Source organism: Duganella sp. BJB1802, assembly GCF_013369445.1.
GTDB classification, from domain to species: Bacteria; Pseudomonadota; Gammaproteobacteria; order Burkholderiales; family Burkholderiaceae_D; genus Rugamonas; species Rugamonas vulcania_A.
In genome coordinates, this window is record NZ_JABWEF010000012.1 from 213,129 (window position 1) to 237,664 (window position 24,536).

The window sequence follows — 24,536 nt, forward strand, 5'->3', positions numbered from 1 at the left end:
GGTGTTCATTATGAACCGATCAGTAAAAAACTCAAGTATTTTTACCGCTCATAGGAAAAATCTCACATGCAAAACAACACCACCCAGGCCGTCGTGCGCGACGACGCGCCCTTGCCCATCCCCAAATCCACCCGGTCCGCATGGCTGGCCGTGCTGTCGGTCGCCGTCGGTTCGTTCGCGCTGGTCACGACGGAATTCCTGCCGGTCGGCCTGCTGCCCTCCATCGCCGCCGAGCTGGGCGTGACCGAGGGCGTGGCCGGCATGCTGGTGACGGTTCCCGGGCTGGTCGCCGCGTTCGCCGCCATCCTGGTCACCATCGGCGTCGGCAAGACCGACCGCCGCTACGTCATCTGGGGCCTGACCGCCACGCTGATCCTCTCCAACCTGATCGTCTTCCTGTCGCCGACCTTCCCGCTGGTGTTGGCCGGACGGGCGCTGCTGGGCATAGGCGTGGGCGGCTTCTGGGCCATCGGCGGCGCGCTGGGCAACCGGCTGGTGCCGCCGGCCAAGGCCGCGCGCGCCACGGCGATCATCTTCGCCGGCATCTCGCTGGGCACGGTGGCCGGCGTGCCGGCCGGCGCCATGATCGGCGAACTGGCGGGCTGGCGCACGGCCTTCTTCGCGGCGGGTTCGTTGTCGGTGCTGGTGCTGGCGGCGCAGGTGTGGCTGATGCCGAGCCTGCCGACCACGCAAGCCCTGACCTTCGCCCAGCTGCCGGCGCTGCTGCGCGTGCAGAAGGCGCGGCTCGGCATGCTGGCGACGCTGCTGGTCTTCATCGGCCAGTTCGCCGCCTACACCTATGTCACGCCCTTCCTGAGCCAGACCGCCGGACTGAGCGCGAAGGCCATCAGCGCCCTGCTGCTCATTTATGGCGCGGCTGGTTTTGTCGGCAATCTGATCGGCGGCTGGGCGGTGGCGAAGAGCGTCAAGAATTCGCTGATCGCCACAGGCGTGATCATGGGGCTGTCGGCGGCGGCGATGCCGCTGCTCGGCACCGGCGCGGTTGGCGCGACGGTGTTGATCGTGATCTGGGGCCTGGCGTTCGGCATGATGCCGATCTCGGTGCAGACATGGATGTTCAAGGCCGCGCCGGATGCGATGGAGAGCGGCGGTGCGGTGTTCGTGTCCACCGCGCAGATTTCATTGGCCAGCGGTGCGCTGGTGGGCGGCGTGTCGGTCGACCATCTGGGCGTGTCGAGCGCGATGGTGGTGGGCGGCTTGTTCGGGCTGGCGATGGCGGCCGTCATCGCGGCGTGGGCGCGGGACGATGGCAAGCCCGTGGGCAAGCTGCACGCCGTGCACTGATCAGATCCGGCCGCGTTTGAACTCAGCCAGGAAGGCCTTGGTCTCGCTGGCTGACAGCACTTTGATGTCGTCGCCGTGCCAGGCGTACAGGTAGGGCGTGCCGCCCAGGCGGTCGGTCAGTTTGGCGTCCAGCAGGAAGCAGGTGCCGGGCGGGTAATCGTCGCACATGCGGCGCGAGCATTGCACGTGCAGCTCGGGCGAGAAAGCCTGTCCCGGCACCGGATGGATCGCCACCCTGCCCGCGCGTTCCACCGAATGCACCGCCACCTGCCGATAAGCGTAAATATCGCGCGCCATCGTCCATCCTTCACCGTCAAAAAGCGCCATGGTAGCAGATCGGCTTTTTGCCGCCTTGATCGCAATGCACTATTGATCCAATCGAAGGACGATTAAGAATACCAGGCACAGGATGTCGAAACGATGTCCTGGCAGCCTGACATTTTTCAGTGCCGCTTGAAGGATGTCTTCAAGCCACTACACTGAGATAACTAGGTACATCTGGAGCGACGCCAAGCGGCAGAGCAATCTGCGCAAGCACGGCCTCGATTTCGCGGACGCAGTGGATGTGATTGAGCGCGACTCGTTCACAACCGAAGACATTCGATTCCAGTATGCCGAGCGGCGCTTCAACACGCTTGGCTACTTCCAAGGTGAGCCTGTTTCTGTGACTTATACGGAGGAAAATGATGTTATACGAATCATCTCATTCAGAAAGGCCAGCAGACGAGAAGAAGTTGTCCTACTTAGAGAGTCCCGATAGCTGGATCAATGTCATGCCCAATCATGACAACGAGATCGAATTCGACGAGGATTGCCCAGAATACGACCCGCGATACTTTACAGAGCCTGTCCATAAATTTAATGGAAGGATTATTCTGCCACGAAAGTCGGCAACAGATCCGATCGACCCGGAAGTGCTGGCGTCTATGAAGTCCATCACACCACTCGTGCAGATGGAGCCAGATATCCTGGGTGGAATGCCGGTGTTCAAAGGAACGCTGGTGCCGATCAAGCGCATGTTCGACTATCTGCTGGCGGGGAAACCGTTGGACGACTTTTTGGCAGACTATCCTTCAATTACCCGCGACATGGCCATCGGCGTGCGGGATAGCGCGACGACCTTGTTTTACGAGGAAATAAGCAAGGCAATCGATTCCGCCGCGATGCCCTCTTCCCTGCCCAGGTAACCCAGCTTCTCGTTGGTCTTGGCCTTGATGTTGACCTGGCCGACCGCCACGCCCAGATCCTCCGCGATATTGGCGCACATGCTGGCGATGTGCGGCGCCATCTTCGGCCGCTGGGCGATGATGGTGGCGTCGATATTGCCGATGCTGTAGCCGGTGGCGACCACGCGCCGCGCCGCCTCCTTCAACAAGGTGCGCGAATCGGCGCCCTTGAACTGCGGATCGGTATCCGGGAAGTGCTTGCCGATGTCGCCCAGCGCCGCCGCGCCCAGGATAGCATCGGTGATCGCGTGCAGCAGCACGTCGGCGTCCGAGTGCCCCAACAGGCCGACGTGATGCGGGATGTCGACGCCGCCGATGATCAGCTTGCGGCCTTCCACCAGTGCGTGGCAATCGTAACCCTGGCCGATGCGGAATGGGAGTTTGGTCATTTTTTTATCCTGTGTTATTCGCCTGCGGCCAGGTACATTTCCGCGATGCGGATGTCGGCCGGCAGCGTGACTTTCAAATTTCGGGGATGGCCTTCGATCAGGCGCGGCGACAGGCCGAGCATCTCGACCGCGCTGGCGTCGTCGGTGATGGCGTTGGCGTCCGGCGCGCTACCCAGGGCGCGCAGCAGCAGCTCGTAGCTGAACATCTGCGGCGTCTGAGCCAGCCACAGGCCGTTGCGCGATACCGTCGTCGCCGCCACCGGCACCGCGCCCGTCGCGCGCTTGACCGTGTCCACCACCGGCAGCGCGAGCAGGCCGCCGGCCGCGTCGTCGCCCACGCCGTCTATCAGCTTGGCGATCAAGGCCGGCGTCAGCCCGGGACGCGCGGCGTCGTGCACCATGATCATGTCGCCGCCAGCGACCACGCCTTGCAGCTCGCGCAGCGCGTTGAGCACCGTGTCCATGCGCGTGGCACCGCCGCAGCGCAGCACCGTCACGCCGTCCAGGTCCGCCGGCAGCACGCCGTCGATCTGGCCGTCGGCCGCGCTGACCACCACGTAGGTGTGCGACACCAGCTCGCTGGCGCGAAACGCGTCCACCGCATGGCGCAGCATCGGCTTGCCGCCGACCGTCAGGTATTGTTTGGGTCCGTCGGCCGCCATGCGCGCGCCTACGCCGGCGGCGGGCAGCAATGCAAAATAGCGCGGTGTATGTTTGGATGCAGTCATAGTTCTCAGTTGTTTTTCCGGCGGCGCAGCAGGATCGCTTCGATCTCGCCATCGCAAGCCTTGCTCAAGCGGGCGTATTCCGCAGGCGTATCGATCGCCGCCTGCTTCGCCTTGCCCTTCTCGAATTCATCCCGGATGAACGGGAACCAGGTGCCGTTGATCTCGTGCTCCAGCGCCGACATCGCGGTGCCGGACGGCGCGTACAACGGCTTGGCCTCGAAGCGTTTGTTCAGGGCCGCGCGCACCACCTGTTCCACGCGCGCCAGGTTTTCCATATACGCCTGCAGGTGCCGCTGCTCGTGTTCCAGGATCGTCTTGTACGCGCAGGTGCCCGGCGCGAACTCGTTGCCGACATAGATCAGCACCGGCGAATAATTCAGCTTCAACTCCACCTTCGGCGCGATGCATTCGTAGCCGCTGGCCGCGTCCTGCAAAATCTGGCCGCCAAGTTCGGCCGAGTACTGGCCGTTGGTCACGGTCAGGCCCAGCGTCACCATCTTGCCGTCGATGCTGCCGAACTTCGCGGTCAGTGCGCGGTACGGCAGCTGGTTGTTGATGGTGTAGCCGTTCTGCTTTGCCGACAGCACCGAGACCGTCTTCGCTATCGTATCCTCGCAGCGGATCTGGAACGGCGTGCGCTGCGCGGCGGCGCTTGCCGTGCCGCAGGCCAGCAGGCCCAGACCAACGAGGACAACGAACTTCATAGTTTCCAGTCACCCGCGCGCAGCTTGTCCAGCCAGAAGATGCCGATGACCGTTTTCACGTCGGTGATTTTCCCTTCGCGCACCCACTGCAGCAGCTCGTCGATGGTGGCGGTGAAGGTTTCGAGGAACTCGCCGTCGTCCAGCTTCTGCGGGCCGGCCTTGAGGCCGCGCGCCAGGTACAGGTCCAGATGCTCGTCCGAATAAGCGATGGCGTTGTGGATGGTGCTGACGAACTGCCATTCGCTGGCGGTGTAGCCCGTTTCCTCTTCCAGTTCGCGCTTGGCGCTGGCCAGCGGGTCTTCATTGTGGTCGATTTTCCCGGCCGGGAATTCGATGAACACCTGATGCAGCGGATAACGGTATTGGCGCTCCATCAGCACCGTGCCGTCGTCCAGCAGCGGCAGGATGACGACGGCGCCCGGATGCAGCACGTATTCACGTGCCGTGTGTTTGCCGTCGGGGAGTTCGATTGTGTCGCGTTGGACTTTGAGGAAGTGGCCGTCGTAGACCAATTCACCGTCGATACGGGTTTCTGTCAGATGCTTGTCCATGCCTGCTCCATCGTTGAAGAACGATAGTGTATCAGCCGTGGCGCTTGCGCAGGTAGCAGACGATGAATCCGGGGAAGCCCAGCACGATGAAGATGCAGGCGGCGATGGCGTAGAACTCCCACGTCTGCGGGAAGCGGTTGCCGATCTGCGCTTCGAGGGCGAAGCCGATCGCGCCGACGACAAAGTACAGCACCGTCATTTCCGCCAGCCGCACCAGCAGCGGCTTGCGGGGCCACTTGGCGGCCACCAGCGCGAATACTTTGTCGTTGAAAAATGGCAGGTTGGCGGCCACCAGTGCAGCGGCGATCACCAACCAGCTAGCGACGGAAACATCCATCAGTATTTCAGCGTCAGGGTCATGGCTTTCAGGCAGGCAGCCAGCAGCGGGCCTGGCAGAATACCCAGAGCGATGATGGCGATGCCGTTCAGGCTCAGTGCGACGCTCATGTCGGCCTTGACCACGATCGGCGAGTTGTCGGTCGGCTCATCGAACCACATCATCTTGACGACGCGCAGGTAGTAGAACGCGCCGATCAGCGAGAACATCACCGCCAGCACGGTCAGCCAGATCTGGCCGGTGCCCAGCACCGCGGTCAGTACCGAGAATTTGGCGGCAAAGCCCATCATCGGTGGCACGCCAGCCAGCGAGAACAGCAGGATCGACATGACGGCGGCGAACCAGCCGCTACGCTTGCTCAGGCCCTTGAAGTCGTTCAGGGTCTCGGCTTCGAAGCCGGCGCGCGACAACAGCATCAGCACGCCGAAGCTGCCGATGGTGGTCAGCACGTAGGTGATGGTGTAGTACATCGCGGCGCTATAAGCGGCGTCGCGGCCACTGGCGTCGGTGGTGCCCGCAACGCCGGCCAGCAGGCCAAGCAGCACGAAGCCCATCTGCGCGATGGTGGAGTAAGCCAGCATGCGTTTCAGGTTGGTCTGCGCGATTGCGGTCAAGTTACCGATGGCCAGGGACAGCACCGCCAGCACCATCAGCATCTGCTGCCAATCGACCGCGCGCGGGAACAGGCCTTCCACCAGCAAACGAATGCAGATGGCGAAGGTGGCGATCTTCGGCGCACCGCCCAACAGCAGGGTCACTGCGGTTGGCGAACCTTCGTAGACGTCAGGTACCCACATATGGAACGGTACAGCACCCAGCTTGAACGCCAGGCCGGCGACCAGGAACACCAGGCCGAAGACCAAAATGGTCGGCTGGATGGTGCCGCGACCGACGGCGCTCGATACGGTGGCGATGTCCAGCGAGCCGGTGGCGCCGTACAGCATCGAGATACCGTACAGCAGGAAACCGGATGCCAGCGCGCCCAGGATGAAGTACTTCATCGCGGCTTCGGTGGCCTTGTGGTTGTCGCGGCGGATCGCCACCAGCGCGTACAGCGACAGCGACATCAGTTCCACGCCCAGGTACACGGACAGGAAGTTGGAACCGGAGATCATCACCATCTGGCCCAGCGTGGCGAACAGCGCCAGCACGTAGAACTCGCCGCCCAGGTTACCGCTCAACATGCCGCGGTCGTCCGCGTATTGGCGCGAGTAGACCAGCGTCAGGCCGACGGCCAGGTAGGTGAACAGCTTGAGCAGGTTCGACATCGGATCCGAGAGGAACATGCCGTTGAAGGTGTAGACCGTGGTGCCGGCCGCGTAGTCGTGGTAGCTGAACGCGGCGCAAACCAGCAGCGTCACCAGCGACAGCACGTAGGTCACCGAGCGCTTACCCTGCGACAGGAACATATCGATCAACAGGATCGCGCAGGTGCCGACCAGCAGGGCGACTTCTGCGGACAGCGGTACCATGTCGATTACTGCTTGTGGAAGTGGAGTAGTCATTTATGTGTTTCCGTTTTCAGTAAGGCAGCTTGCTGTGCGCAACGTGAGCCAGCAGGTCTGCAACCGAGGTTTGCATCGTGTCGGTGAATGGCGCTGGGTACAGGCCCATGTACAGCACGGCGACAGCCAGAATGCCCAGCATCAGGAATTCGCGGCCGTTGATGTCGACCAGTTCGGCCACATGGTGGTTGGCGACCTTGCCGAAGATGACGCGCTTGGCCATCCACAGCGAGTATGCTGCGCCGAAGATCAGCGCGGTCGCGGCCAGCAGGCCGATCCAGAAGTTGAACTGGGTGGCGCCCAGGATCACCATGAACTCGCCGACGAAGCCGGAAGTCGCAGGCAGACCGCAGTTGGCCATCGAGAAGAAGATGAACAGCGCGGCGAACTTCGGCATCTTGTTGACCACACCACCGTAGTCGGCGATCTGGCGCGAGTGCGCCTGGTCGTACAGTACGCCGATGCACAGGAACATCGCGCCGGAGATGAAGCCGTGCGAGATCATTTGCGCGATCGCGCCCTGGATGCCCATGTTATTGAAGATGAAGAAGCCCAGGGTGACGAAGCCCATGTGCGCGATCGACGAGTAGGCGACCAGCTTTTTCATGTCCTTCTGCACCAGCGCGACCAGGCCGATGTAGATCACGGCGATCAGCGACAGGGTGATGACGAACGGCGCCATGTAGTGCGAGGCATCCGGCACGATAGGCAGCGAGAAACGCAGGAAACCGTAAGCGCCCAGCTTCAGCATGATCGCGGCCAGCACGGCGGAACCGCCGGTCGGCGCTTCCACGTGGACGTCCGGCAGCCAGGTGTGGACCGGGAACATCGGCACCTTGACGGCGAAGGCCATGAAGAAGGCGATGAAGATGAAGATCTGCTCTTTCATCGTCAGGGCGATCTTGTGCCACATCAGGATGTCGAAGCTGCCGCCCGATGCCTTGTACAGGTAGATGATGGCGACCAGCGTCAGCAGCGAGCCGAAGAAGGTGTACAGGAAGAACTTGAACGACGCGTACACGCGGTTCTCGCCGCCCCAGATACCGATGATGATGTACATCGGGATCAGCGTGGCTTCGAAGAAGAAGTAGAACAGCAGGCCGTCCATGGCGCAGAACACGCCGATCATCAGGCCGGACAGGATCAGGAAGGCGCCCATGTACTGGGCCACGCGCTTCTGGATCACCTGCCAGGCCGAGATCACGACGATCACGGTGATGAAGGCGGTCAGCGGCACGAACCACAGCGACAGGCCGTCGATGCCCAGCGAGTAGTAGATGTTGAAGCGCTCGATCCACGGCGACTTCTCGACGAACTGCATGCCATGCGCGGCGTTGCTGAAGTTGGTGATCAGCGGGATGGTCGCGACGAAGCTGACGATCGCGCCGATCAACGACCCAACGCGCACCAGCGCGGCGTTGGTGTCACGGCCCACGGCCAGCACGATCAGGCCGAAGATAATCGGGAGCCAGATCGCGAGGCTCAGGTACGGAGGTAGTGTAGATATGGTTGACTGCATCATGGTTATCGTTATCTCTTTGCGTATCAGCTAATTAAGCGTGCCAAAACGGCAGGAAGTAGACCAGGAACCCCAGAATGCCGAGGATCATGACGAACGCATAGTGGTAGATGTAACCAGTCTGCGCCAGGCGGGTCAGCGAGGAGAACCAACCCACCACTTTGGCGCTGCCGTTGACCAGCAGGCCGTCGATCAGGGTCTTGTCGCCCACGTTCCAGAGGCCATTGCCCAGCAGGCGCGCGCCGCCGGCGAATACGACCTCGTTGAACTTGTCCATGTAGTACTTGTTCTCCAGCAGCGTGTGCAGGAACTTGAACTTGGCGTAGAACCAGGCCGGTACGCGTGGATTGATCATGTAGCAGTAGTACGCGGCAGCGACGCCGGAGATGGCCAGCCACAGTGGCAGCGACGTCAGCGAATGCATCGCCATCGCCATCGGACCGTGGTATTCCTCTTTCAGCAGTTCCATCGCCTTGTGGCTTTCGCCGAAAGCGATCACGCCATTGAAGAAGTCGCCGAACAGCATAGGACCGATGGTCAGGTAGCCGATGATGACCGAAGGGATGGCCAGCATCGCCAGCGGGAACCAGACCACGAACGGCGATTCATGCGGCTTCTGACCTGGCTCCAGGCCATGGTGTGCGTGGTCGTCTTCCTCGTCGTGACCGTGGTCGTCGTGACCGTGGCCGTCGTCATGCGCGGCAGCAGCCGGAGCATGATGGTGATCGTGAGCGTGGGCCTTGCCGAAACGCTCTTCGCCATGGAACACCAGGAAGTACATGCGGAACGAGTAGAACGCGGTCACGAACACGCCAGCCAGCACGGCGAAGTTGGCGAAGCCTGCGCCCCAGATGTGGGTCGCGGCGACGGCTTCGATGATCGAATCCTTCGAGTAAAAGCCCGAGAAGAACGGAGTGCCGATCAGCGCCAGGGAGCCCAGCAAGGAAGTGATCCAGGTGATAGGCATGTACTTGCGCAGGCCGCCCATGTTGCGGATATCCTGGTCGTGGTGCATGCCGATGATGACCGAACCGGCGCCAAGGAACAGCAGCGCCTTGAAGAACGCGTGGGTCATCAAGTGGAACACAGCCACCGAGTAAGCGGAGGAACCCAGCGCCACGGTCATGTAGCCCAGCTGCGACAAGGTCGAGTAAGCGACCACGCGCTTGATGTCGTTCTGGATGATGCCCAGGAAGCCCATGAACAGCGCGGTGATCGAGCCGATGACCAGGATGAAGGACAGCGCGGTGTCCGACAGTTCGAACAGCGGCGACATGCGGGTCACCATGAAGATACCGGCGGTAACCATGGTCGCGGCGTGGATCAGTGCCGAGATCGGGGTTGGGCCTTCCATCGAGTCAGGCAGCCAGACGTGCAGCGGGAACTGCGCCGACTTGCCCATCGCGCCGATGAACAGGCAGATGCAGGCCACGGTCAGCAGCGCCCAATCGGTGCCCGGCAGGGTCAGCGCCATCAGCTGTTGCTTCTTGTCGAAGACTTCCTTGTAGTCCATCGAACCGGCGTAGGCCAGCAGCAGGCCGATACCCAGAATGAAGCCGAAGTCGCCGACGCGGTTGACCAGGAAGGCCTTCATGTTGGCCACGATCGCCGTTGGGCGGGTGTACCAGAAGCCGATCAGCAGGTAGGAAACCAGGCCCACCGCTTCCCAGCCGAAGAACAGCTGCAGGAAGTTGTTCGCCATGACCAGCATCAGCATCGAGAACGTGAACAGCGAGATGTAGGCGAAGAAGCGGTTGCAGCCTTCATCCTCGGCCATGTAGCCGATGGTGTAGATGTGCACCATCAGCGACACGAAGGTCACCACGCACATCATCATCGCCGACAGCGCGTCGATCTGGAAGCCGACCACCAGCTTCATGCCGGCCACGGTCATCCAGTTGTAGACGGTGCCGTTGTAGCTGGAGCCGTTGACGACGTCGTTCAACGTCATCGCCGACAAGATAAAGGCAACCAGCACGCCCAGGATGGTCGCGGTGTGCGAGGTCTTGCGACCTACGACGTTGCCGAAGAATTTAGTTCCTAACAAGCCCGCAATCGCGGCGCCGGCCAGCGGCGCCAAGGGTATGGCTAGCAGGAGATTAGGGTTAAGAGTAACCGCCATGATGAACCTTAATCGTTATTTTTCGAGGTTTGAACTTTAGCCACGGGATCAACCCTTCAGGCTATCCAGGTCTTCAACGTTGATGGTGTCCAGGTTACGGAACATCACCACCAGGATCGCGAGGCCGATTGCCGATTCGGCGGCCGCCACGGTCAGGATGAAGAACACAAAGATCTGCCCGGCCGCATCGCCCAGGTAGTGCGAGAACGCGATGAAGTTCATGTTCACGGCCAGCAGCATCAATTCGATGGCCATCAGCAGAACGATGATGTTCTTGCGGTTCAGGAAAATACCGACGATCGAGATCGCGAACAATATCGCGCCTAGAACGAGGTAGTGAGCGAGCGATAAAGTCATGGTGCCTCCTTAACTTCTGCTTCGGCCTGGCCACGCGTGGTGACCGGCGCGATCTTGACGATCTTCAGGCGGTCATTGCGCTTGACGCGTACAGCGTCGGCAGGGTCGAAATGTTTGGTGTCCTTGCGCTTGCGCAGGGTCAGCGCCACGGCGGCGATGATCGCGACCAGCAGGATGACGCCGGCGATCTCAAAGCCGTAGATGTATTTGGTGTAGATCAGCAGGCCCAGTTCCTTGGTGCCGCCGATGTTGCCGGCGTTGACCGCCTGCTGGTCGAACGACAGGAAGGAGCGCCACAGCACGGCGGCCATTTCCAGCACGATGATGACGCCGACGAAGGACGCCAGCGGCAGGTAGCCCCAGAAGCCTTCGCGCATCTTGTCGGTGTCGATGTCGAGCATCATGACCACGAACAGGAACAGCACCATGACGGCGCCCACGTAGACCAGCACCAGCACGATGGCGAGGAACTCAGCCTCCAGCAGCATCCAGATGCCGGCGGCCGAGAAGAACGCCAGCACCAGGAACAGTGCGGCGTGGACCGGATTGCGGGCCGTGATAACGCGCGTCGCAGCCAATATCATGATGGCTGAGAAGGCGTAGAACAAAGCAGTTTTAAATTCCATAACTAACCCAAGAGACGTACATTATTGATCGACACGCTGGCGACACCGGCCGAAGCCGGCATCGATCAGCGGTAAGGAGCGTCCGCTGCGCGGGCTGCGGCGATGTCGTTTTCGTAACGATCGCCGACGGCCAGCAGCATCTCTTTCGTGTAGTACAGATCGCCGCGTTTCTCGCCGTGGTATTCCAGCACGTGCGTTTCAACGATCGAATCGACCGGGCACGACTCTTCGCAGAAACCGCAGAAGATGCACTTGGTCAGGTCGATGTCGTAACGCGTGGTGCGGCGCGAACCATCGTCGCGCTGCTCGGATTCGATGGTGATCGCCATCGCCGGGCACACTGCTTCGCACAGTTTGCAGGCGATGCAGCGCTCTTCACCATTCGGATAGCGGCGCAGCGCGTGCAGGCCGCGGAAGCGAGGCGACATTGGCGTCTTCTCTTCCGGGTACTGCACGGTGATCTTGCGCGAGAACATATACTTGCCCGTCAGCGCCATCCCTTTGATCAATTCGGTCAGCATGAAGCTGCCGATGAAGTCTTTTAAACGTTCCATTTTTTCCAGTCCTTACTTCCAGATATTCCAGGATGTCTGCATCCAGCCGGCCACGAACACCAGGTACACCAGCGTCAGAGGGATAAACACTTTCCAGCCCAGACGCATGATCTGGTCATAACGGTAGCGTGGGAAAGTACCGCGCACCCAGATGAAGACGGACACCAGGAAGAACGCCTTGGCGAACAACCAGAAGAAGCCGCCGAAACCGCCCCAGAATTCCAGGAACTTGAATGGCGCAGCCCAGCCGCCGAGGAACATGATCGAACCCAGGGTCGCGATCAGGATCATGTTGGCGTATTCGGCCAGCATGAACATGGCGTAGGCCATGCCCGAGTATTCGACCATGTGGCCGGCAACGATCTCGGACTCGCCCTCGACCACGTCGAACGGGTGACGGTTGCACTCGGCCAGGCCCGAGGTCAGGTAGACCACGAACAGCGGCAGCAGCGGCAGCCAGTTCCACGACAGGAAGTTCAGGCCGTGTTCGACCATCATGCCCTTTTGCTGGCCGGCGACGATGTCGCCGAAGTTCAGCGAGCCGGACACCATCAGCACGACCACCAGCACGAAGCCCATCGGGATTTCGTAGGAGATCATCTGGGCCGAGGCGCGCATCGCGCCCATGAACGAGTACTTCGAGTTCGAGGCCCAGCCGGCGATGATGATGCCGTAGACTTCCATCGAGGTGATCGCCATCAGCAGCAGCAGGCCGGCGTTGACGTTGGCCAGCACGGCTTCGGCGCCGAACGGCACCACCGCCCACGCGGCCAGCGCCGGCATGATGGTCATGATAGGACCGATCACGAACAGGCCGGCGTTGGCCTTGGTCGGGGTGATGATTTCCTTGAACAGCAGCTTGAGCGCATCGGCGATCGGCTGCAGCAGGCCCATCGGACCCACGCGGTTCGGGCCGACGCGGATCTGGATCCAGCCGATGAACTTACGTTCCCACAGCGTCAGGTAGGCAACCAGGCCCATCAGCGGGATCAGCACGACGATGATGCGGATCAGCGCCCAGATCAGCGGCCAGGCCGGAGCCAGCACGCTGTTGGCGCCCATGGCGTTAATAGTAGTGACGAATTCAGGCAGAGCCATTATTTACCCTCCCCTGCTTTTTCAACGGTGATGGAGCCGAACATGCCGCCCAGTGCAGCGGTCGACGCGTGAGCGGCGGCGACACGGACTGCGTTGGCTGGCAGTTTGGCATCGACAGCGGCGACCAGGATCGCGCTGCCGGAACCTTGCGTGACCTTGACCTTGTCGCCGGCGGCGACGCCCAGCTGCTGCGCCAGTGCGGTCGACAGGTGCGCTTGAGGCGCAGCCGCGTCGGCCATCTTTTGCAGCGACTCGGCGCGGCGCACCACGGCGTCGGCGAAGTAGATAGGCACGTCGGCGATACGTTCGGTACCGGTCGAAGCTGCGGAGGCGGCAACGACGGCTTGCTTGGACACGTTGTTCAGCTTGGCCGACAGGTCGGTCACGCCGGCGCCCAGCACTTCGTCGCGGATCGCTTCCGAGGTTTCATATTCGAAACCGGACAGGCCGAGGATGTTGCCCAGCACGCGCAGGACTTTCCACGCAGGGCGGGTTTCCAGCAGCGGCTTGACGGTGCCGTTGAAGCTTTGTGCGCGGCCTTCGCAGTTGACGAAGGTGCCGGAGGTTTCGCTGAATGGCGAAACCGGCAGCAGCACGTCGGCGTATTCCATGCCGTGCTTGTAGGCGGACATGACAACCACCATCTCGGCGTGCTTCAGCGCGGCGGCGGCTTGTTGCGGGTTGTGTGCGTCCAGCTCAGGTTCGGCGTTCAGCAGCAGGTAGGCCTGCTTCTGTTCGGTGAACACTGGAGCGGTGCCGCTGTTGGCGTTGGCCAGGTAGGCGCCAACGGTGTTGGCGGCTTCGGTCAGGTAGCCCAGCTTGGCGCCGGTCTGTTCGGCGATCCATTGCGCGGCGGCGTGCAGCGCGGCGGCCTGCGGGTGCTGCGTTGCCGCGTTACCCAGGAAGACGCCCTTGTTCTCGCCGGAGATCAGCGAGGCGGCGATCGCGTTGGCGGCGTCGGAGGCTTGTACGCCTTCGAAGCCGGCCGGTGCGGCGACTTCTTTAACTTTAGCCACGGCCACAACAACTTGCGACAGCGCCGACAACCACTCCGACGGAGCAACGATCATCTTGTTGGCAACGTTCATCAGCAGGTCGTCGTCGGTGGCGTGCAGGACGGACAGCTTGGCGCCGCCCTTCACTGCCGTGCGCAGACGGGTCGCCAGCAGCGGGTGATCCTTGCGCAGGAACGAGCCGATGACGAAGGCGCGGTTCAGCTGGCCGAACTCGGTGATCGACATGCCCAGCCAAGGAGTTACGCCGGCCAGCGAGAAGTCGCTATGGCGCAGGCGGGTGTCCACGCTGTCCGAGCCCATGGCGCGGGTCAGCTTTTGCAGCAGGTGCAGTTCTTCCAGCGTCGAGTGCGGCGTGGCCACTGCGGCCAGCGCGTTGGCGCCGTGTTCGTGCTTGATGTTCTTCAGGCCGTGCGCCACGTATTCCAGCGCGGTCTGCCAGTCGACTTCCTTCCACTCGCCGCCCTGCTTCAGCATCGGCTGGGTCAGGCGGTCGGCGGCTTCCAGGCCTTCGTACGAGAAGCGGTCCTTGTCGGAAATCCAGCACTCGTTGACGGCGTCGTTTTCCAGCGGCAGCACGCGCTTGACCTTGCCGCCCTTGACCTGAACGATCAGGTTGGCGCCCAGGCCGTCGTGCGGCGAGACCGATTTGCGGCGCGACAGTTCCCAGGTACGGGCGCTGTAGCGGAACGGCTTCGACGTCAGCGCGCCCACCGGGCACAGGTCGATCATGTTGCCGGACATTTCCGAGTTCACGGTCTGGCCGACGAACGCGGTGATTTCCGAGTGTTCGCCGCGGCCGATCATGCCCAGCTCCATCACGCCGGCCACTTCCTGGCCGAAACGTACGCAACGGGTGCACTGGATGCAGCGCGCCATCTCCTGCATGGAGACCAGCGGGCCGGCATCCTTCGGCACGACGACGCGCTTGTCTTCCTCGTAGCGCGACTCGCTCTTGCCGTAGCCGACCGCCAAGTCTTGCAACTGGCACTCGCCGCCCTGATCGCAGATCGGGCAGTCCAGCGGGTGGTTAATCAGCAGGAATTCCATCACGGACTTCTGTGCCTGGACGGCCTTGTCCGAAGCGGAGCGCACAATCATGCCCGCCGAGACCGGCGTTGCGCATGCTGGCAAAGGCTTGGGAGCCTTTTCCACTTCGACGAGGCACATACGGCAGTTCGCAGCGATCGACAATTTCTTGTGATAGCAGAAGTGCGGAATGTAGGTTCCCAATTTGTTGGCGGCGTCCATCACCATGCTACCAGCAGGGACTTCGACTTTTTTGCCGTCTATTTCGATTTCAACCATGGTGATCGTTACCTGACGCAGCTTAGATGTAAGCGGGCACTAAGCAATGCTTGTGCTCGACGTGATATTCAAATTCTTCGCGGAATTGCTTGATGAACGCGCGCATCGGCATGGCCGCCGCGTCGCCCAGCGCGCAAATGGTGCGGCCCTGGATGTTGTCGCAAATCGAGTTCAGCACGTCCAGGTCCGAAGGACGACCCTGGCCGTTTTCGATGCGGTGGATCATGCGGTACATCCAGCCCGTGCCTTCGCGGCATGGGGTGCACTGGCCGCACGACTCTTCAAAGTAGAAGTAGGCCAGGCGTTCCATGGCCTTGACCATGCAGCGCGTTTCGTCCATGACGATGACGGCGCCCGAACCGAGCATCGAACCAGCCTTGGCGATCGAGTCGTAGTCCAGGTCGGTGTTCATCATCAGTTCGCCGCGGATCACCGGAGCGGACGAGCCGCCAGGGATCACAGCCTTGATCTTTTTGCCACCGCGCATGCCGCCCGCCAGTTCCAGCAGCTTGGCGAACGGGGTGCCCAGCGGCACCTCGTAGTTGCCCGGCATTTCAACGTCGCCCGAGATCGAGAAGATCTTCGAACCGCCGTTGTTCGGACGTCCCATGCCCAGGTACTTTTCAGGACCCATGTTCAGGATGAACGGAACAGCCGCGAAGGTCTCGGTGTTGTTGATGGTGGTAGGCTTGCCGTACAGGCCGAACGACGCGGGGAAAGGCGGCTTGAAGCGCGGCTGGCCCTTCTTGCCTTCCAGCGATTCCAGCAGCGCGGTTTCTTCGCCGCAGATGTAGGCGCCATAGCCGTGGTGCGCGTGCAGCTGGAAGCTGAACTCGCTGCCCATGATCTTGTCGCCCAGGAAGCCGGCGGCGCGCGCCTCTTCCAGCGCATCCTCAAACTGCGAGTACACCTCGAAGATTTCGCCGTGGATGTAGTTGTAGCCGACCGTGATGCCCATGGCGTAGGCGCCGATGGCCATGCCTTCGATCAGCGCATGCGGGTTGAAGCGCATGATGTCGCGGTCCTTGAAAGTGCCCGGCTCGCCCTCATCTGAGTTGCATACCAGGTACTTCTGGCCAGGGAACTGACGTGGCATGAAGCTCCACTTCAGGCCGGTTGGGAAACCGGCGCCGCCACGGCCGCGCAACGACGACGCTTTCAGGTCGGCGATGATTTGTTCCGGGGTGATCTTCTCTTCCAGGATGCGGCGCAGTGCGCTGTAGCCGCCGCGTTTGACGTAGTCTTCCAGGTGCCAGTTCTTGCCGTCCAGGCCGGCGAGAATGACAGGGTCGATGTGACGATTGTGGAGTGACGTCATTTCTTCAATTCCTCCACCAGTGCGTCGATCTTATCGTTGGACATGAAGCTGCACATGCGCTGGTCGTTCACCAGCATCACCGGCGCGTCGCCGCAGGCGCCCATGCACTCGCCTTCCACCAGCGTGAAAGCGCCGTCGCCCGTGGTGTCACGGAAGTCGATGCCCAGCTTTTCCTTCAGGTGGTTGGCCGCGCGCACGCCGCCCGACAAGGCGCATGGCAGGTTGGTGCACACGGAAATCTTGTGCTTGCCGACCGGCTTCAGGTTGTACATATTGTAGAAAGTGGCGACTTCCTGCACGGCGATGGCCGGCATGCGGATGTAGTCGGCCAGCTCGGCCATCACTTCGGGCGAGATCCAGCCCAGTTCAACCTGGGCGTGGGCCAGCGCGGCCATCACGGCCGACTGGCGCTGGTCGGCCGGATACTTGGCCAACTCACGGTCGATTTTTTTGTAGCACTGCTCTGATAACAACATACTTTTTCCTTAGCGGTCGATACTGCCGAACACGATATCTTGCGTACCGATGATGGTGACGGCGTCGGCGATCATGTGGCCGCGCGCCATTTCATCGAGCGATTGCAAGTGCGCGTAGTCGGGAGCGCGCAGCTTCATGCGGTATGGCTTGTTGGCGCCGTCGGACAACAGGTAGATGCCGAACTCGCCCTTCGGATGCTCCACCGCCGCGTACGCTTCGCCCGGCGGCACGTGCATGCCCTCGGTGAACAGCTTGAAGTGGTGGATCAGCGATTCCATGTTGGTCTTCATGTCGACGCGGCCCGGAGGCGCGACCTTGTGGTTGCTGGTGATCACAGGACCCGGATTGTTGCGCAGCCATTCCACGCATTGCTTGATGATCTTGTTCGACTGGCGCAGTTCTTCCACGCGCACCAGGTAGCGGTCGTAGCAGTCGCCGTTGGTGCCGATCGGCACGTCGAAGTCCATCAGGTCATACACTTCGTACGGCTGGTGCTTGCGCAAGTCCCACTGGATGCCCGAACCGCGCAGCATGGCGCCGGTGAAGCCCATCGCCAGCGCGTCCTCAGGCGCGACCACGCCGATGCCGACGGTACGCTGTTTCCAGATACGGTTGTCGGTCAGCAGGGTTTCGTATTCGTCGACGTAGGTCGGGAAACGGGCGGTGAACGCTTCGATGAAGTCCAGCAGCGAGCCCTGGCGGTCCTTGTTCAGGTTGTCGATGGCCTTGGCCGAACGGATGATCGACGGACGGTGCTGCGGCATCGCATCCGGCAGGTCGCGGTAGACGCCGCCCGGACGGTAGTAGGCCGCGTGCATGCGCGCGCCCGACACCGCCTCGTAGCAGTCGAACAGGTCTTCGCGGTCGCGGAAGCAGTACAGGAACGGGCCCATGGCGCCGACGTCCAGCGCGTGCGCGCCCAGCCACATCAGGTGGTTCAGGATGCGGGTGATCTCGTCGAACATCACGCGGATGTATTGCGCGCGCAGCGGCACTTCCAGGCCCAGCAGCTTCTCGATGGCCATCACGTAGGCGTGCTCGTTGCACATCATCGAGACGTAGTCGAGGCGGTCCATGTAGGGCACGGACTGCAGGTAGGTCTTCTGCTCGGCCAGCTTCTCGGTGCCGCGGTGCAGCAGGCCGATGTGCGGGTCGGCACGCTGGATCACTTCGCCGTCCAGCTCCAGCACCAGGCGCAGCACGCCGTGCGCGGCCGGGTGTTGCGGACCGAAGTTCAGGGTGTAGTTCTTAATTTCAGCCATGTTTTACTTCCCGTAGTTTTCTTCGCGGATCACGCGAGGCACGTTTTCACGCGGCTCGATGGTGACCGGCTGGTAGATCACGCGCTTCTGCTCGGGGTCGTAACGCATTTCGACATAGCCCGATACCGGGAAGTCCTTGCGGAACGGATGGCCGATGAAACCGTAGTCGGTCAGGATGCGGCGCAGGTCGTTGTGGCCTTCGAACAGGATGCCGAACATGTCGAACGCTTCGCGCTCGTACCAGTTGACGGCGCGCCACAGCGGCACCAGCGACGGCAGCAGCGGCATGTCGTCGTCGGCGCAGAACGCGCGCACGCGCACGCGCCAGTTGTTCTTCACGGACAGCAAATGGACGACCACTGCGAATCGCAGGCCGTCCCAGGCGCCATCGCCGTAGTTCAGGTAGTCGACGCCGGCCAGGTCGATCAGCTGATCGAAGCCCAGCGACTTGTCGTCGCGCAGCGTTTGCATCACGCCGTAGTAGTCGGCGGCTTTCACGACCAGCGTGATTTCGCCCAACGCAACGGTCGTAGTAACGCGATCGCCCAGGGCAGTGCCGAGGGCGGTTTGCAGTTGTTCCAGATGTGTAGTCATATTCTTGAAGCGACCCCGTTAGCGTGCGATCGTATTGGTGCGCTTGATCTTGTTTTGCAGCTGCATGATGCCGTACAGCAGAGCCTCAGCCGTGGGCGGGCAGCCCGGCACGTAGACGTCCACCGGCACGATGCGGTCGCAACCGCGCACCACGGAGTAGGAGTAGTGATAGTAGCCGCCGCCGTTGGCGCAGGAGCCCATCGAGATGACCCAGCGCGGTTCCGGCATCTGGTCGTAGACCTTGCGCAGCGCGGGGGCCATCTTGTTGCACAGCGTGCCGGCCACGATCATCACGTCGGACTGACGCGGCGATGGACGGAACACCACGCCGAAGCGGTCCATGTCGTAACGGGCTGCGCCCACGTGCATCATTTCAACCGCGCAGCAGGCCAGACCGAACGTCATCGGGAACATCGAACCCGTGCGCGCCCAGTTGATCAGCTTGTCGGCCGAGGTGGTGATGAAACCTTCGTTTAATACGCCTTCAATAGCCATGGCTTATTCCCAATCAAGGGCACCTTTCTTCCAGATATACCAAAAACCGACGACGAATTCAGCGATGAAGCTCATCATCACCAGGAACCCGTTCCAGCCCAGTTCGCGCATGGATACGCCCCACGGGAAGAAGAATGCCGTTTCCAGATCGAACAAAATAAAGAGGATCGCGACGAGGTAGTAACGCACGTCGAATTTCATGCGCGCGTCTTCGAAGGCTTCGAAGCCGCATTCATACGGGGAGAGCTTGGCCGCGTCGGGCTTGTTTGGCCCGAGAAGGTGGCCCAGGACTTGGGGAGCGATACCTACGCCGAGACCGACGAGGATGAACAACAGGACGGGGAGATAATTTTCGAGGTTCACGATTGATGAGCTTATATTGAACGGTCGGTTAAAAGGACACACTGCGATGTTCTGCGGTGCTCTTAACGTTCGCCCCAATCGTAAAACTGCTTAGACCAGGATCGAACGACACATCCTCGTAAAAAAGCCAGCTCAGGTACACTTCGGTGCTCCCTTGCTGGCCTTATATTTCTGGTGCCGACGACGAGACTCGAACTCGTACAGCTTGCGCCACTACCCCCTCAAGATAGCGTGTCTACCAATTTCACCACGTCGGCGTAAGGCCGCTATTCTACTGTGTTTTCACGCCGTTGTTAATCCGTATTGCGCTAAAACAAGAAGAAAAACGATAAATCTTTATTTCTTTTTACTCTGAATTGTTTTTCCAGCTTGTCAGGAGCTTGTAAGGCTCGGTACTGCTAAAACAATGAGCAAACCAACTTAAAAACTTGCTAAGGGAACTGCTGAACTTCGCAACTAGTTCATTATTATATTACTTTGGGATCGATGCTGCAGGACCCGTTGCGGCCGGAGCAGCCGGAGCCGCCGCTGGCGCTGCCGCCGGTGCCGTCGGGATCGCCGCCGCGCCGGTGGCTGGAGCCGGTGCCGGCGCCACTGGCACAGCCTTGTCCATCACGCCGCCGCTGACAGTGCTGCCATGCTGGGTCGAGATGTAGGACAGGGCCAGCGTGGCGCTGAAGAAGATCGCGGCGGCGACGCCGGTCGACTTGGACATGAAGTTCGACGAGCCGGTGGCGCCGAACAGGCTGCCCGAAGCGCCCGAACCGAAGGCCGCGCCCATGTCGGCGCCCTTGCCGTGCTGCAGCAACACCAGGCCGATAATGGCGATTGCGGAAATGACTTGCACTACGATAACCAGGTTGAACAAGGAGTTCATGTTATTCCATTTCAAAAATAAGAGATTTGTATCGTTTTGTTTCTACAACTTAAACGGCCTGGATAATCCCGAGGAAATCCGCCGCCTTTAACGCGGCGCCGCCGATCAGGCCGCCGTCGATGTCCGGCTGGGCCATCAATTCTTTCGCATTGTCCGGCTTCATGCTGCCGCCGTACAAAATCTGCACGCCGGCCGCGACCGTCGCATTTTTCTGCGCCATGCGCGCGCGCAGCAAGGCATGCGCCTCCTGGGCGATCTGCGGTGTGGCCGTCTTGCCGGTGCCGATGGCCCAGACCGGCTCATAGGCCACAACAATCCTGGCCAGGTCGTCGGCGCCGATCACGCCCAGCACCGCCTGCAGCTGGCCGCAGATGACCGCCTCGGTCTCCCCTGCTTCGCGCTGCTCCAGCGTTTCGCCCACGCACACCACCGGCGTCAGGCCGGCGGCCAGCGCCGCGATGGTCTTCTGCGCCACCAGTTCGCTGCTTTCCTTGTGATAGGCGCGGCGCTCGGAGTGGCCGCACAGCACATAACGGGAACCGAAATCGACCAGCATGCCGGCCGAGACTTCGCCCGTGTAGGCGCCGCTGGCGTGGACCGACACATCCTGTCCACCCCATGCGACGGGGCTGCCTTGCAGTTCAGCCTGGCACTGGGCCAGGTAGGGAGCCGGCACGCACACGGCGCAGTCGGCGCCGAAGTCGTTCAAGCCGGACACGATGCCCGACAACAGAGCCGTGTTGCCGGCGCGGTTGCCGTTCATTTTCCAGTTGCCGATGACGAGTTTGCGACGCATAGTAGCCTAAAATTCAATAACCCGCTATTTTAACGCGAGGCTGGAAGCCCGGTCAAACCAGCGGTTGGCCACGTTGTTACGAAAATGGCGAAAATGCTACGCCCGCGCAACGCCTCCCCTGCCTTTTTTTGACCTAGATAACTTGCAGCATGATCTTACCGACATGATTGCTGCTTTCCATCAGCGCGTGCGCGGCGGCGGCCTGCTCCAGCGGGAACACCTCGTAGATGACCGGCTTGAGCTTTTTCGCCGCCATCAGCGGCCAGACCTTGTCGAGCAGCTGCTTGGCGACCGCGCCCTTGAAGGCCGCCGAACGGGGGCGCAGCGTGGAACCGGTGATGGTCAGCCGGCGGCGCAGCACCTGCCCCAGGTCGACCGTGGCCTTGCCGCCGCCCAGCGTGGCGATCAGCGCGATGCGGCCGTCGTCGGCCAGGCAGGCGATTTCACGCGGCAGGTAGTCGCCGCCCACCATGTCGAGGATGACGTCGACGCCACGGTCGTTGGTCAGCGATTTGACGACCACGGCGAAATCCTCGGTCTTGTAGTTGATGGCGCGCTCGGCGCCCAGCTGCGTGCAGGCGGCAACCTTGTCGTCGCTGCCGGCGGTGGCGAACACGCGGTGGCCCAGCGCGTTGGCCAGCTGGATCGCGGTCACGCCGATGCCCGAGCTGCCGCCCTGCACCAGCAGCGTCTCGCCGGCGGCCAGGTGGGCGCGGTCGAACACATTGCTCCAGACGGTGAAGTAGTTCTCGGGAATGGTGGCGGCCTCCAGCATGCTCCAGCCCTTGGGGATGGGCAGCACCTGCTCCAGCGGCGCCACCACGTATTCGGCATAGCCGCCGCCCTGCACCAGCGCGCAGACCTTGTCGCCGATATCGAAGGTGGTGTAGTCGAGATCGCCGTCGACGATCTCGCCGGCCACTTCCAGGCCCGGCAGGTCGGAGGCGCCCGGCGGCGGCGCATAGTTGCCCATGCGTTGGAACACGTCCGGACGGTTGACGCCGGCCGCGTGGACTTTGATCAGCACCTCGCCGCCCTTGACGACCGGCATCGGCCGTTCGCACAGTTTCAGGACATCGGCTGGGCCGGGATGGGTGATTTCAATCGCGCGCATGGCTCGCCCTCTCGTGAAGAAAGGGCGATTGTACGACAGCCGCGAATTAGCCGCCGCCGGTGCGCGATTGCCGGGGCAACGGCGTATTCGGCTTCCACGCGGCCGACAAGGCCTGCCCTTCCTCGATCTGCTCCGGCGTCATGTTCTTGACCACGGCGGAGCGCTGCTCGGCCGCGTTCATCGAACCGTTGGCCGCCGCCAGGTTCCACAGCATGTAGGCGATCACGTTATCCTGCGGCATGCCGGCCATGTGATAGCGGTACATCAGCCCCAAGGCCTGCTGCGCGTCCGGATGTCCCTGCTCGGCCGCCTTGCGGAACCAGGCGACCGCCTGCTTGTGGTCCTGGATCACCGCGTTGCCGGTGTAGTACATGGCGCCGACCACGTACTGCGCGTCGGCCTTGCCCTGCAGCGCGGCCTTGCGGTGCCACTCCAGCGCCTGCTTGTAATCCTGCGTGACGCCGCGGCCCATGTAATACATCAAGCCCAGCAGATGCTGGGCGTCCGCGTTGCCGGCCCTGGCCAGCGGGGCGATCTCTTTCAAGGCCGCCGCGTAGTTTTTATTGTTGTAGGCGGTGGCGCCTTCGGCGAATCCGGCCATCGCAGCCTGTTGCAGGCCTAGTGCGAGTCCGATCGCTAGTATAAATTTTTTCATGTCTCGTAGGTGTGTATATTTTTATTTCCAACTAACCTTGCCCAGGCCGTCAACGCTGACGTTGCGGTTCAAGGGCTTGCCATAGACAGTGACCGATCCCAGGCCACTCAAGTTCAGTGTCGCGTTGGTCTTGGCGTTGACGGTGGCGTTGCCCAGACCGCTCAGGTCGACGTTGACCGAGTCGGCCTGGAACTGCTGCGCATTCAAGCCGCCCAGCCCGCCCAGGGTCGCCTTCAACAGCTTGCTGTGGCCGCCCAGCGTGATGTAGCCGGCGCCGCGCAGATCCAGCTCCACGCTCTCGTTCTCGCTGACCCACAGGTGCATGCTGCCGACACCGCCCAGGTTGGCCTTCAGGCTCTTGTAGTCACAGACCACCTTCATGCTGCCGGCGCCGTCCATCGTCAACTCCAGCTCGTCGCCGCTGAAGCCGCTGATCTCGGTCGAGCCCACGCCCGCGGACACCACCTCGCGCAACATCGGCAGCACCAGCTCGGCGCGCGCGGTCGAGCGGCCCAGCTTGATGGAGCGTCCTTCCGTCTCCAGGTGCAGCGTGTCGCCGGCGACCGATGTCATCAACTTGTCCATGGTGCGCTTTTCCGCGTAGATCGTCAGCGAAGGCGTCGGGCCTTGTCGCAGCTTCAGATCGATCACGCCGTCGAGCTTGACGCGCACCACGCGGGCATCCAGCGTCACGACGCGCTTCTCGGTGCTGTCATCGGCAGCCATGGCGCGGCCAAACAGCGCACAGAAGGCGGCAAACAGCAGGCCGAATTGGAAAAGCTTGTTCATATATGGGGTTCCTCTGAAGTTGTGCCTGGATGCGCGAACGGCTAATGTAGCAGCGCACTAAGCTTTCTAGCAATCTTTGCAGTACGACCAATTGTCAAATTACGACAGGCTGGCCTTTTCCACTGCGGTCAGGCGCTTGGCCTTGATTACTACAACTTGCATCGGAGCCTGGGCGGCGGCAACCTGGAGGGCCGGTTGCAGGGCCACGCTCGCTTCAGCGGCGGCGCTGGCGTAGGCGGATGCGCCCAGCAGCACGGCGGCGGCGACGAAGATGGCTTCCATGTTTTTGGCGATGTTCATTTTTGCTCTCCTTGAATGCGTTTCGGTATGTGATCACTATAGCCATCACTTATTAAACGATCATGCGGATTGCGACGAACTGCACAAATGGGGGACTGGGCGACAGAAAACCGGGAACAGGCCCGGAAAGCCCCCCGGCGGGCGCCCCGGCGCG

General features: G+C 61.7%; 29 protein-coding genes and 1 tRNA gene. 3 read left to right on the plus strand and 27 right to left on the minus strand.

Going from position 1 to position 24,536, the window contains the following annotated elements:
* Nucleotides 1–66: 66 nt before the first annotated feature.
* Nucleotides 67–1,305 carry an MFS transporter gene (locus tag HUX88_RS19720; protein ID WP_117013515.1) on the plus strand — a complete coding sequence of 413 codons (1,239 nt, stop codon included), beginning with the start codon at nt 67–69 and terminating at the stop codon, nt 1,303–1,305.
* Here HUX88_RS19720 and HUX88_RS19725 read toward each other — a convergent pair whose 3' ends face one another.
* Nucleotides 1,306–1,602: a hypothetical protein gene (locus HUX88_RS19725; protein WP_176362858.1), complete on the minus strand. Its 297-nt coding sequence runs from the start codon at nt 1,600–1,602 to the stop codon at nt 1,306–1,308.
* 163 nt (nt 1,603–1,765) lie between these two features.
* Here HUX88_RS19725 and HUX88_RS33290 point away from each other — a divergent pair, with 163 nt between their 5' ends.
* Entirely contained in the window at nt 1,766–2,065 is a 300-nt protein-coding gene (locus HUX88_RS33290) for a BrnT family toxin (RefSeq protein WP_176362859.1), read from the plus strand.
* Nucleotides 1,989–2,492, plus strand: a complete 504-nt coding sequence (locus HUX88_RS31870; protein ID WP_229219427.1) for a DUF433 domain-containing protein — start codon at nt 1,989–1,991, stop codon at nt 2,490–2,492. Before HUX88_RS33290 ends, HUX88_RS31870 begins: the two co-directional genes overlap by 77 nt.
* Here HUX88_RS31870 and ispF read toward each other — a convergent pair.
* The 26 genes from ispF to HUX88_RS19865 all read right to left on the minus strand — a co-directional run bounded on the left by ispF (nt 2,432) and on the right by HUX88_RS19865 (nt 24,382).
* Nucleotides 2,432–2,920 (minus strand): 2-C-methyl-D-erythritol 2,4-cyclodiphosphate synthase, encoded by a 489-nt coding sequence (ispF, locus tag HUX88_RS19740; protein WP_117013512.1) that lies wholly within the window; start codon nt 2,918–2,920, stop codon nt 2,432–2,434. The genes HUX88_RS31870 and ispF overlap by 61 nt on opposite strands.
* A gap of 14 nt (nt 2,921–2,934) precedes the next feature.
* Nucleotides 2,935–3,648, minus strand: a complete 714-nt coding sequence (gene ispD, locus HUX88_RS19745; RefSeq protein WP_117013511.1) for a 2-C-methyl-D-erythritol 4-phosphate cytidylyltransferase — start codon at nt 3,646–3,648, stop codon at nt 2,935–2,937.
* Between the two features lie 5 nt (nt 3,649–3,653).
* Entirely contained in the window at nt 3,654–4,352 is a 699-nt protein-coding gene (locus HUX88_RS19750; RefSeq protein WP_176362860.1) for a hypothetical protein, read from the minus strand.
* Nucleotides 4,349–4,903: an NUDIX domain-containing protein gene (locus tag HUX88_RS19755; protein ID WP_176362861.1), complete on the minus strand. Its 555-nt coding sequence runs from the start codon at nt 4,901–4,903 to the stop codon at nt 4,349–4,351. The genes HUX88_RS19750 and HUX88_RS19755 overlap by 4 nt, the downstream gene beginning before the upstream one ends.
* A gap of 31 nt (nt 4,904–4,934) precedes the next feature.
* Nucleotides 4,935–5,240: a DUF2818 family protein gene (locus tag HUX88_RS19760; RefSeq protein ID WP_117013508.1), complete on the minus strand. Its 306-nt coding sequence runs from the start codon at nt 5,238–5,240 to the stop codon at nt 4,935–4,937.
* Nucleotides 5,240–6,745 (minus strand): NADH-quinone oxidoreductase subunit NuoN, encoded by a 1,506-nt coding sequence (nuoN, locus tag HUX88_RS19765; protein WP_176362862.1) that lies wholly within the window; start codon nt 6,743–6,745, stop codon nt 5,240–5,242. Before nuoN ends, HUX88_RS19760 begins: the two co-directional genes overlap by 1 nt.
* A gap of 16 nt (nt 6,746–6,761) precedes the next feature.
* Nucleotides 6,762–8,267, minus strand: a complete 1,506-nt coding sequence (locus HUX88_RS19770) for an NADH-quinone oxidoreductase subunit M (RefSeq protein ID WP_028819526.1) — start codon at nt 8,265–8,267, stop codon at nt 6,762–6,764.
* Nucleotides 8,268–8,298: 31 nt separating this feature from the next.
* The gene (nuoL, locus tag HUX88_RS19775; RefSeq protein ID WP_176362863.1) at nt 8,299–10,386 is read right to left on the minus strand and encodes an NADH-quinone oxidoreductase subunit L; all 2,088 of its coding nucleotides are present in this window, start codon (nt 10,384–10,386) and stop codon (nt 8,299–8,301) included.
* 48 nt (nt 10,387–10,434) lie between these two features.
* On the minus strand, nt 10,435–10,743 hold the full coding sequence (gene nuoK, locus HUX88_RS19780) for an NADH-quinone oxidoreductase subunit NuoK (RefSeq protein WP_008450334.1): 309 nt from the start codon (nt 10,741–10,743) through the stop codon (nt 10,435–10,437).
* Nucleotides 10,740–11,369: an NADH-quinone oxidoreductase subunit J gene (locus HUX88_RS19785; RefSeq protein WP_176362864.1), complete on the minus strand. Its 630-nt coding sequence runs from the start codon at nt 11,367–11,369 to the stop codon at nt 10,740–10,742. Before HUX88_RS19785 ends, nuoK begins: the two co-directional genes overlap by 4 nt.
* Nucleotides 11,370–11,434: 65 nt before the next feature.
* Entirely contained in the window at nt 11,435–11,923 is a 489-nt protein-coding gene (gene nuoI / locus HUX88_RS19790; protein WP_028819529.1) for an NADH-quinone oxidoreductase subunit NuoI, read from the minus strand.
* Nucleotides 11,924–11,935: 12 nt separating this feature from the next.
* On the minus strand, nt 11,936–13,021 hold the full coding sequence (gene nuoH / locus HUX88_RS19795; RefSeq protein ID WP_176362865.1) for an NADH-quinone oxidoreductase subunit NuoH: 1,086 nt from the start codon (nt 13,019–13,021) through the stop codon (nt 11,936–11,938).
* Nucleotides 13,021–15,342: an NADH-quinone oxidoreductase subunit NuoG gene (nuoG, locus tag HUX88_RS19800; protein ID WP_176362866.1), complete on the minus strand. Its 2,322-nt coding sequence runs from the start codon at nt 15,340–15,342 to the stop codon at nt 13,021–13,023. The genes nuoH and nuoG overlap by 1 nt, the downstream gene beginning before the upstream one ends.
* Nucleotides 15,343–15,364: 22 nt before the next feature.
* The gene (gene nuoF / locus HUX88_RS19805; RefSeq protein ID WP_028819532.1) at nt 15,365–16,660 is read right to left on the minus strand and encodes an NADH-quinone oxidoreductase subunit NuoF; all 1,296 of its coding nucleotides are present in this window, start codon (nt 16,658–16,660) and stop codon (nt 15,365–15,367) included.
* The gene (nuoE, locus tag HUX88_RS19810) at nt 16,657–17,136 is read right to left on the minus strand and encodes an NADH-quinone oxidoreductase subunit NuoE (RefSeq protein ID WP_028819533.1); all 480 of its coding nucleotides are present in this window, start codon (nt 17,134–17,136) and stop codon (nt 16,657–16,659) included. Before nuoE ends, nuoF begins: the two co-directional genes overlap by 4 nt.
* Nucleotides 17,137–17,145: 9 nt before the next feature.
* A complete protein-coding gene (locus tag HUX88_RS19815) occupies nt 17,146–18,399 on the minus strand; it encodes an NADH-quinone oxidoreductase subunit D (protein WP_028819534.1) in 1,254 nt (417 codons plus the stop codon).
* Between the two features lie 3 nt (nt 18,400–18,402).
* On the minus strand, nt 18,403–18,993 hold the full coding sequence (locus tag HUX88_RS19820) for an NADH-quinone oxidoreductase subunit C (RefSeq protein WP_176362867.1): 591 nt from the start codon (nt 18,991–18,993) through the stop codon (nt 18,403–18,405).
* Between the two features lie 18 nt (nt 18,994–19,011).
* A complete protein-coding gene (locus HUX88_RS19825; protein WP_008450353.1) occupies nt 19,012–19,488 on the minus strand; it encodes an NADH-quinone oxidoreductase subunit B family protein in 477 nt (158 codons plus the stop codon).
* Between the two features lie 3 nt (nt 19,489–19,491).
* Entirely contained in the window at nt 19,492–19,851 is a 360-nt protein-coding gene (locus HUX88_RS19830; protein ID WP_028819535.1) for an NADH-quinone oxidoreductase subunit A, read from the minus strand.
* A gap of 172 nt (nt 19,852–20,023) precedes the next feature.
* Nucleotides 20,024–20,108 (minus strand) — tRNA-Leu (locus HUX88_RS19835).
* Between the two features lie 215 nt (nt 20,109–20,323).
* Entirely contained in the window at nt 20,324–20,728 is a 405-nt protein-coding gene (gene secG, locus HUX88_RS19840) for a preprotein translocase subunit SecG (protein WP_176362868.1), read from the minus strand.
* 49 nt (nt 20,729–20,777) lie between these two features.
* On the minus strand, nt 20,778–21,524 hold the full coding sequence (tpiA, locus tag HUX88_RS19845; RefSeq protein WP_117013498.1) for a triose-phosphate isomerase: 747 nt from the start codon (nt 21,522–21,524) through the stop codon (nt 20,778–20,780).
* Nucleotides 21,525–21,657: 133 nt separating this feature from the next.
* Nucleotides 21,658–22,638: an NAD(P)H-quinone oxidoreductase gene (locus HUX88_RS19850; protein ID WP_176362869.1), complete on the minus strand. Its 981-nt coding sequence runs from the start codon at nt 22,636–22,638 to the stop codon at nt 21,658–21,660.
* 46 nt (nt 22,639–22,684) lie between these two features.
* The gene (locus tag HUX88_RS19855) at nt 22,685–23,293 is read right to left on the minus strand and encodes a tetratricopeptide repeat protein (RefSeq protein ID WP_176362870.1); all 609 of its coding nucleotides are present in this window, start codon (nt 23,291–23,293) and stop codon (nt 22,685–22,687) included.
* Between the two features lie 21 nt (nt 23,294–23,314).
* Entirely contained in the window at nt 23,315–24,082 is a 768-nt protein-coding gene (locus HUX88_RS19860; protein WP_176362871.1) for a GIN domain-containing protein, read from the minus strand.
* Nucleotides 24,083–24,181: 99 nt separating this feature from the next.
* The gene (locus HUX88_RS19865) at nt 24,182–24,382 is read right to left on the minus strand and encodes a hypothetical protein (RefSeq protein ID WP_176362872.1); all 201 of its coding nucleotides are present in this window, start codon (nt 24,380–24,382) and stop codon (nt 24,182–24,184) included.
* Nucleotides 24,383–24,536: the final 154 nt, after the last annotated feature.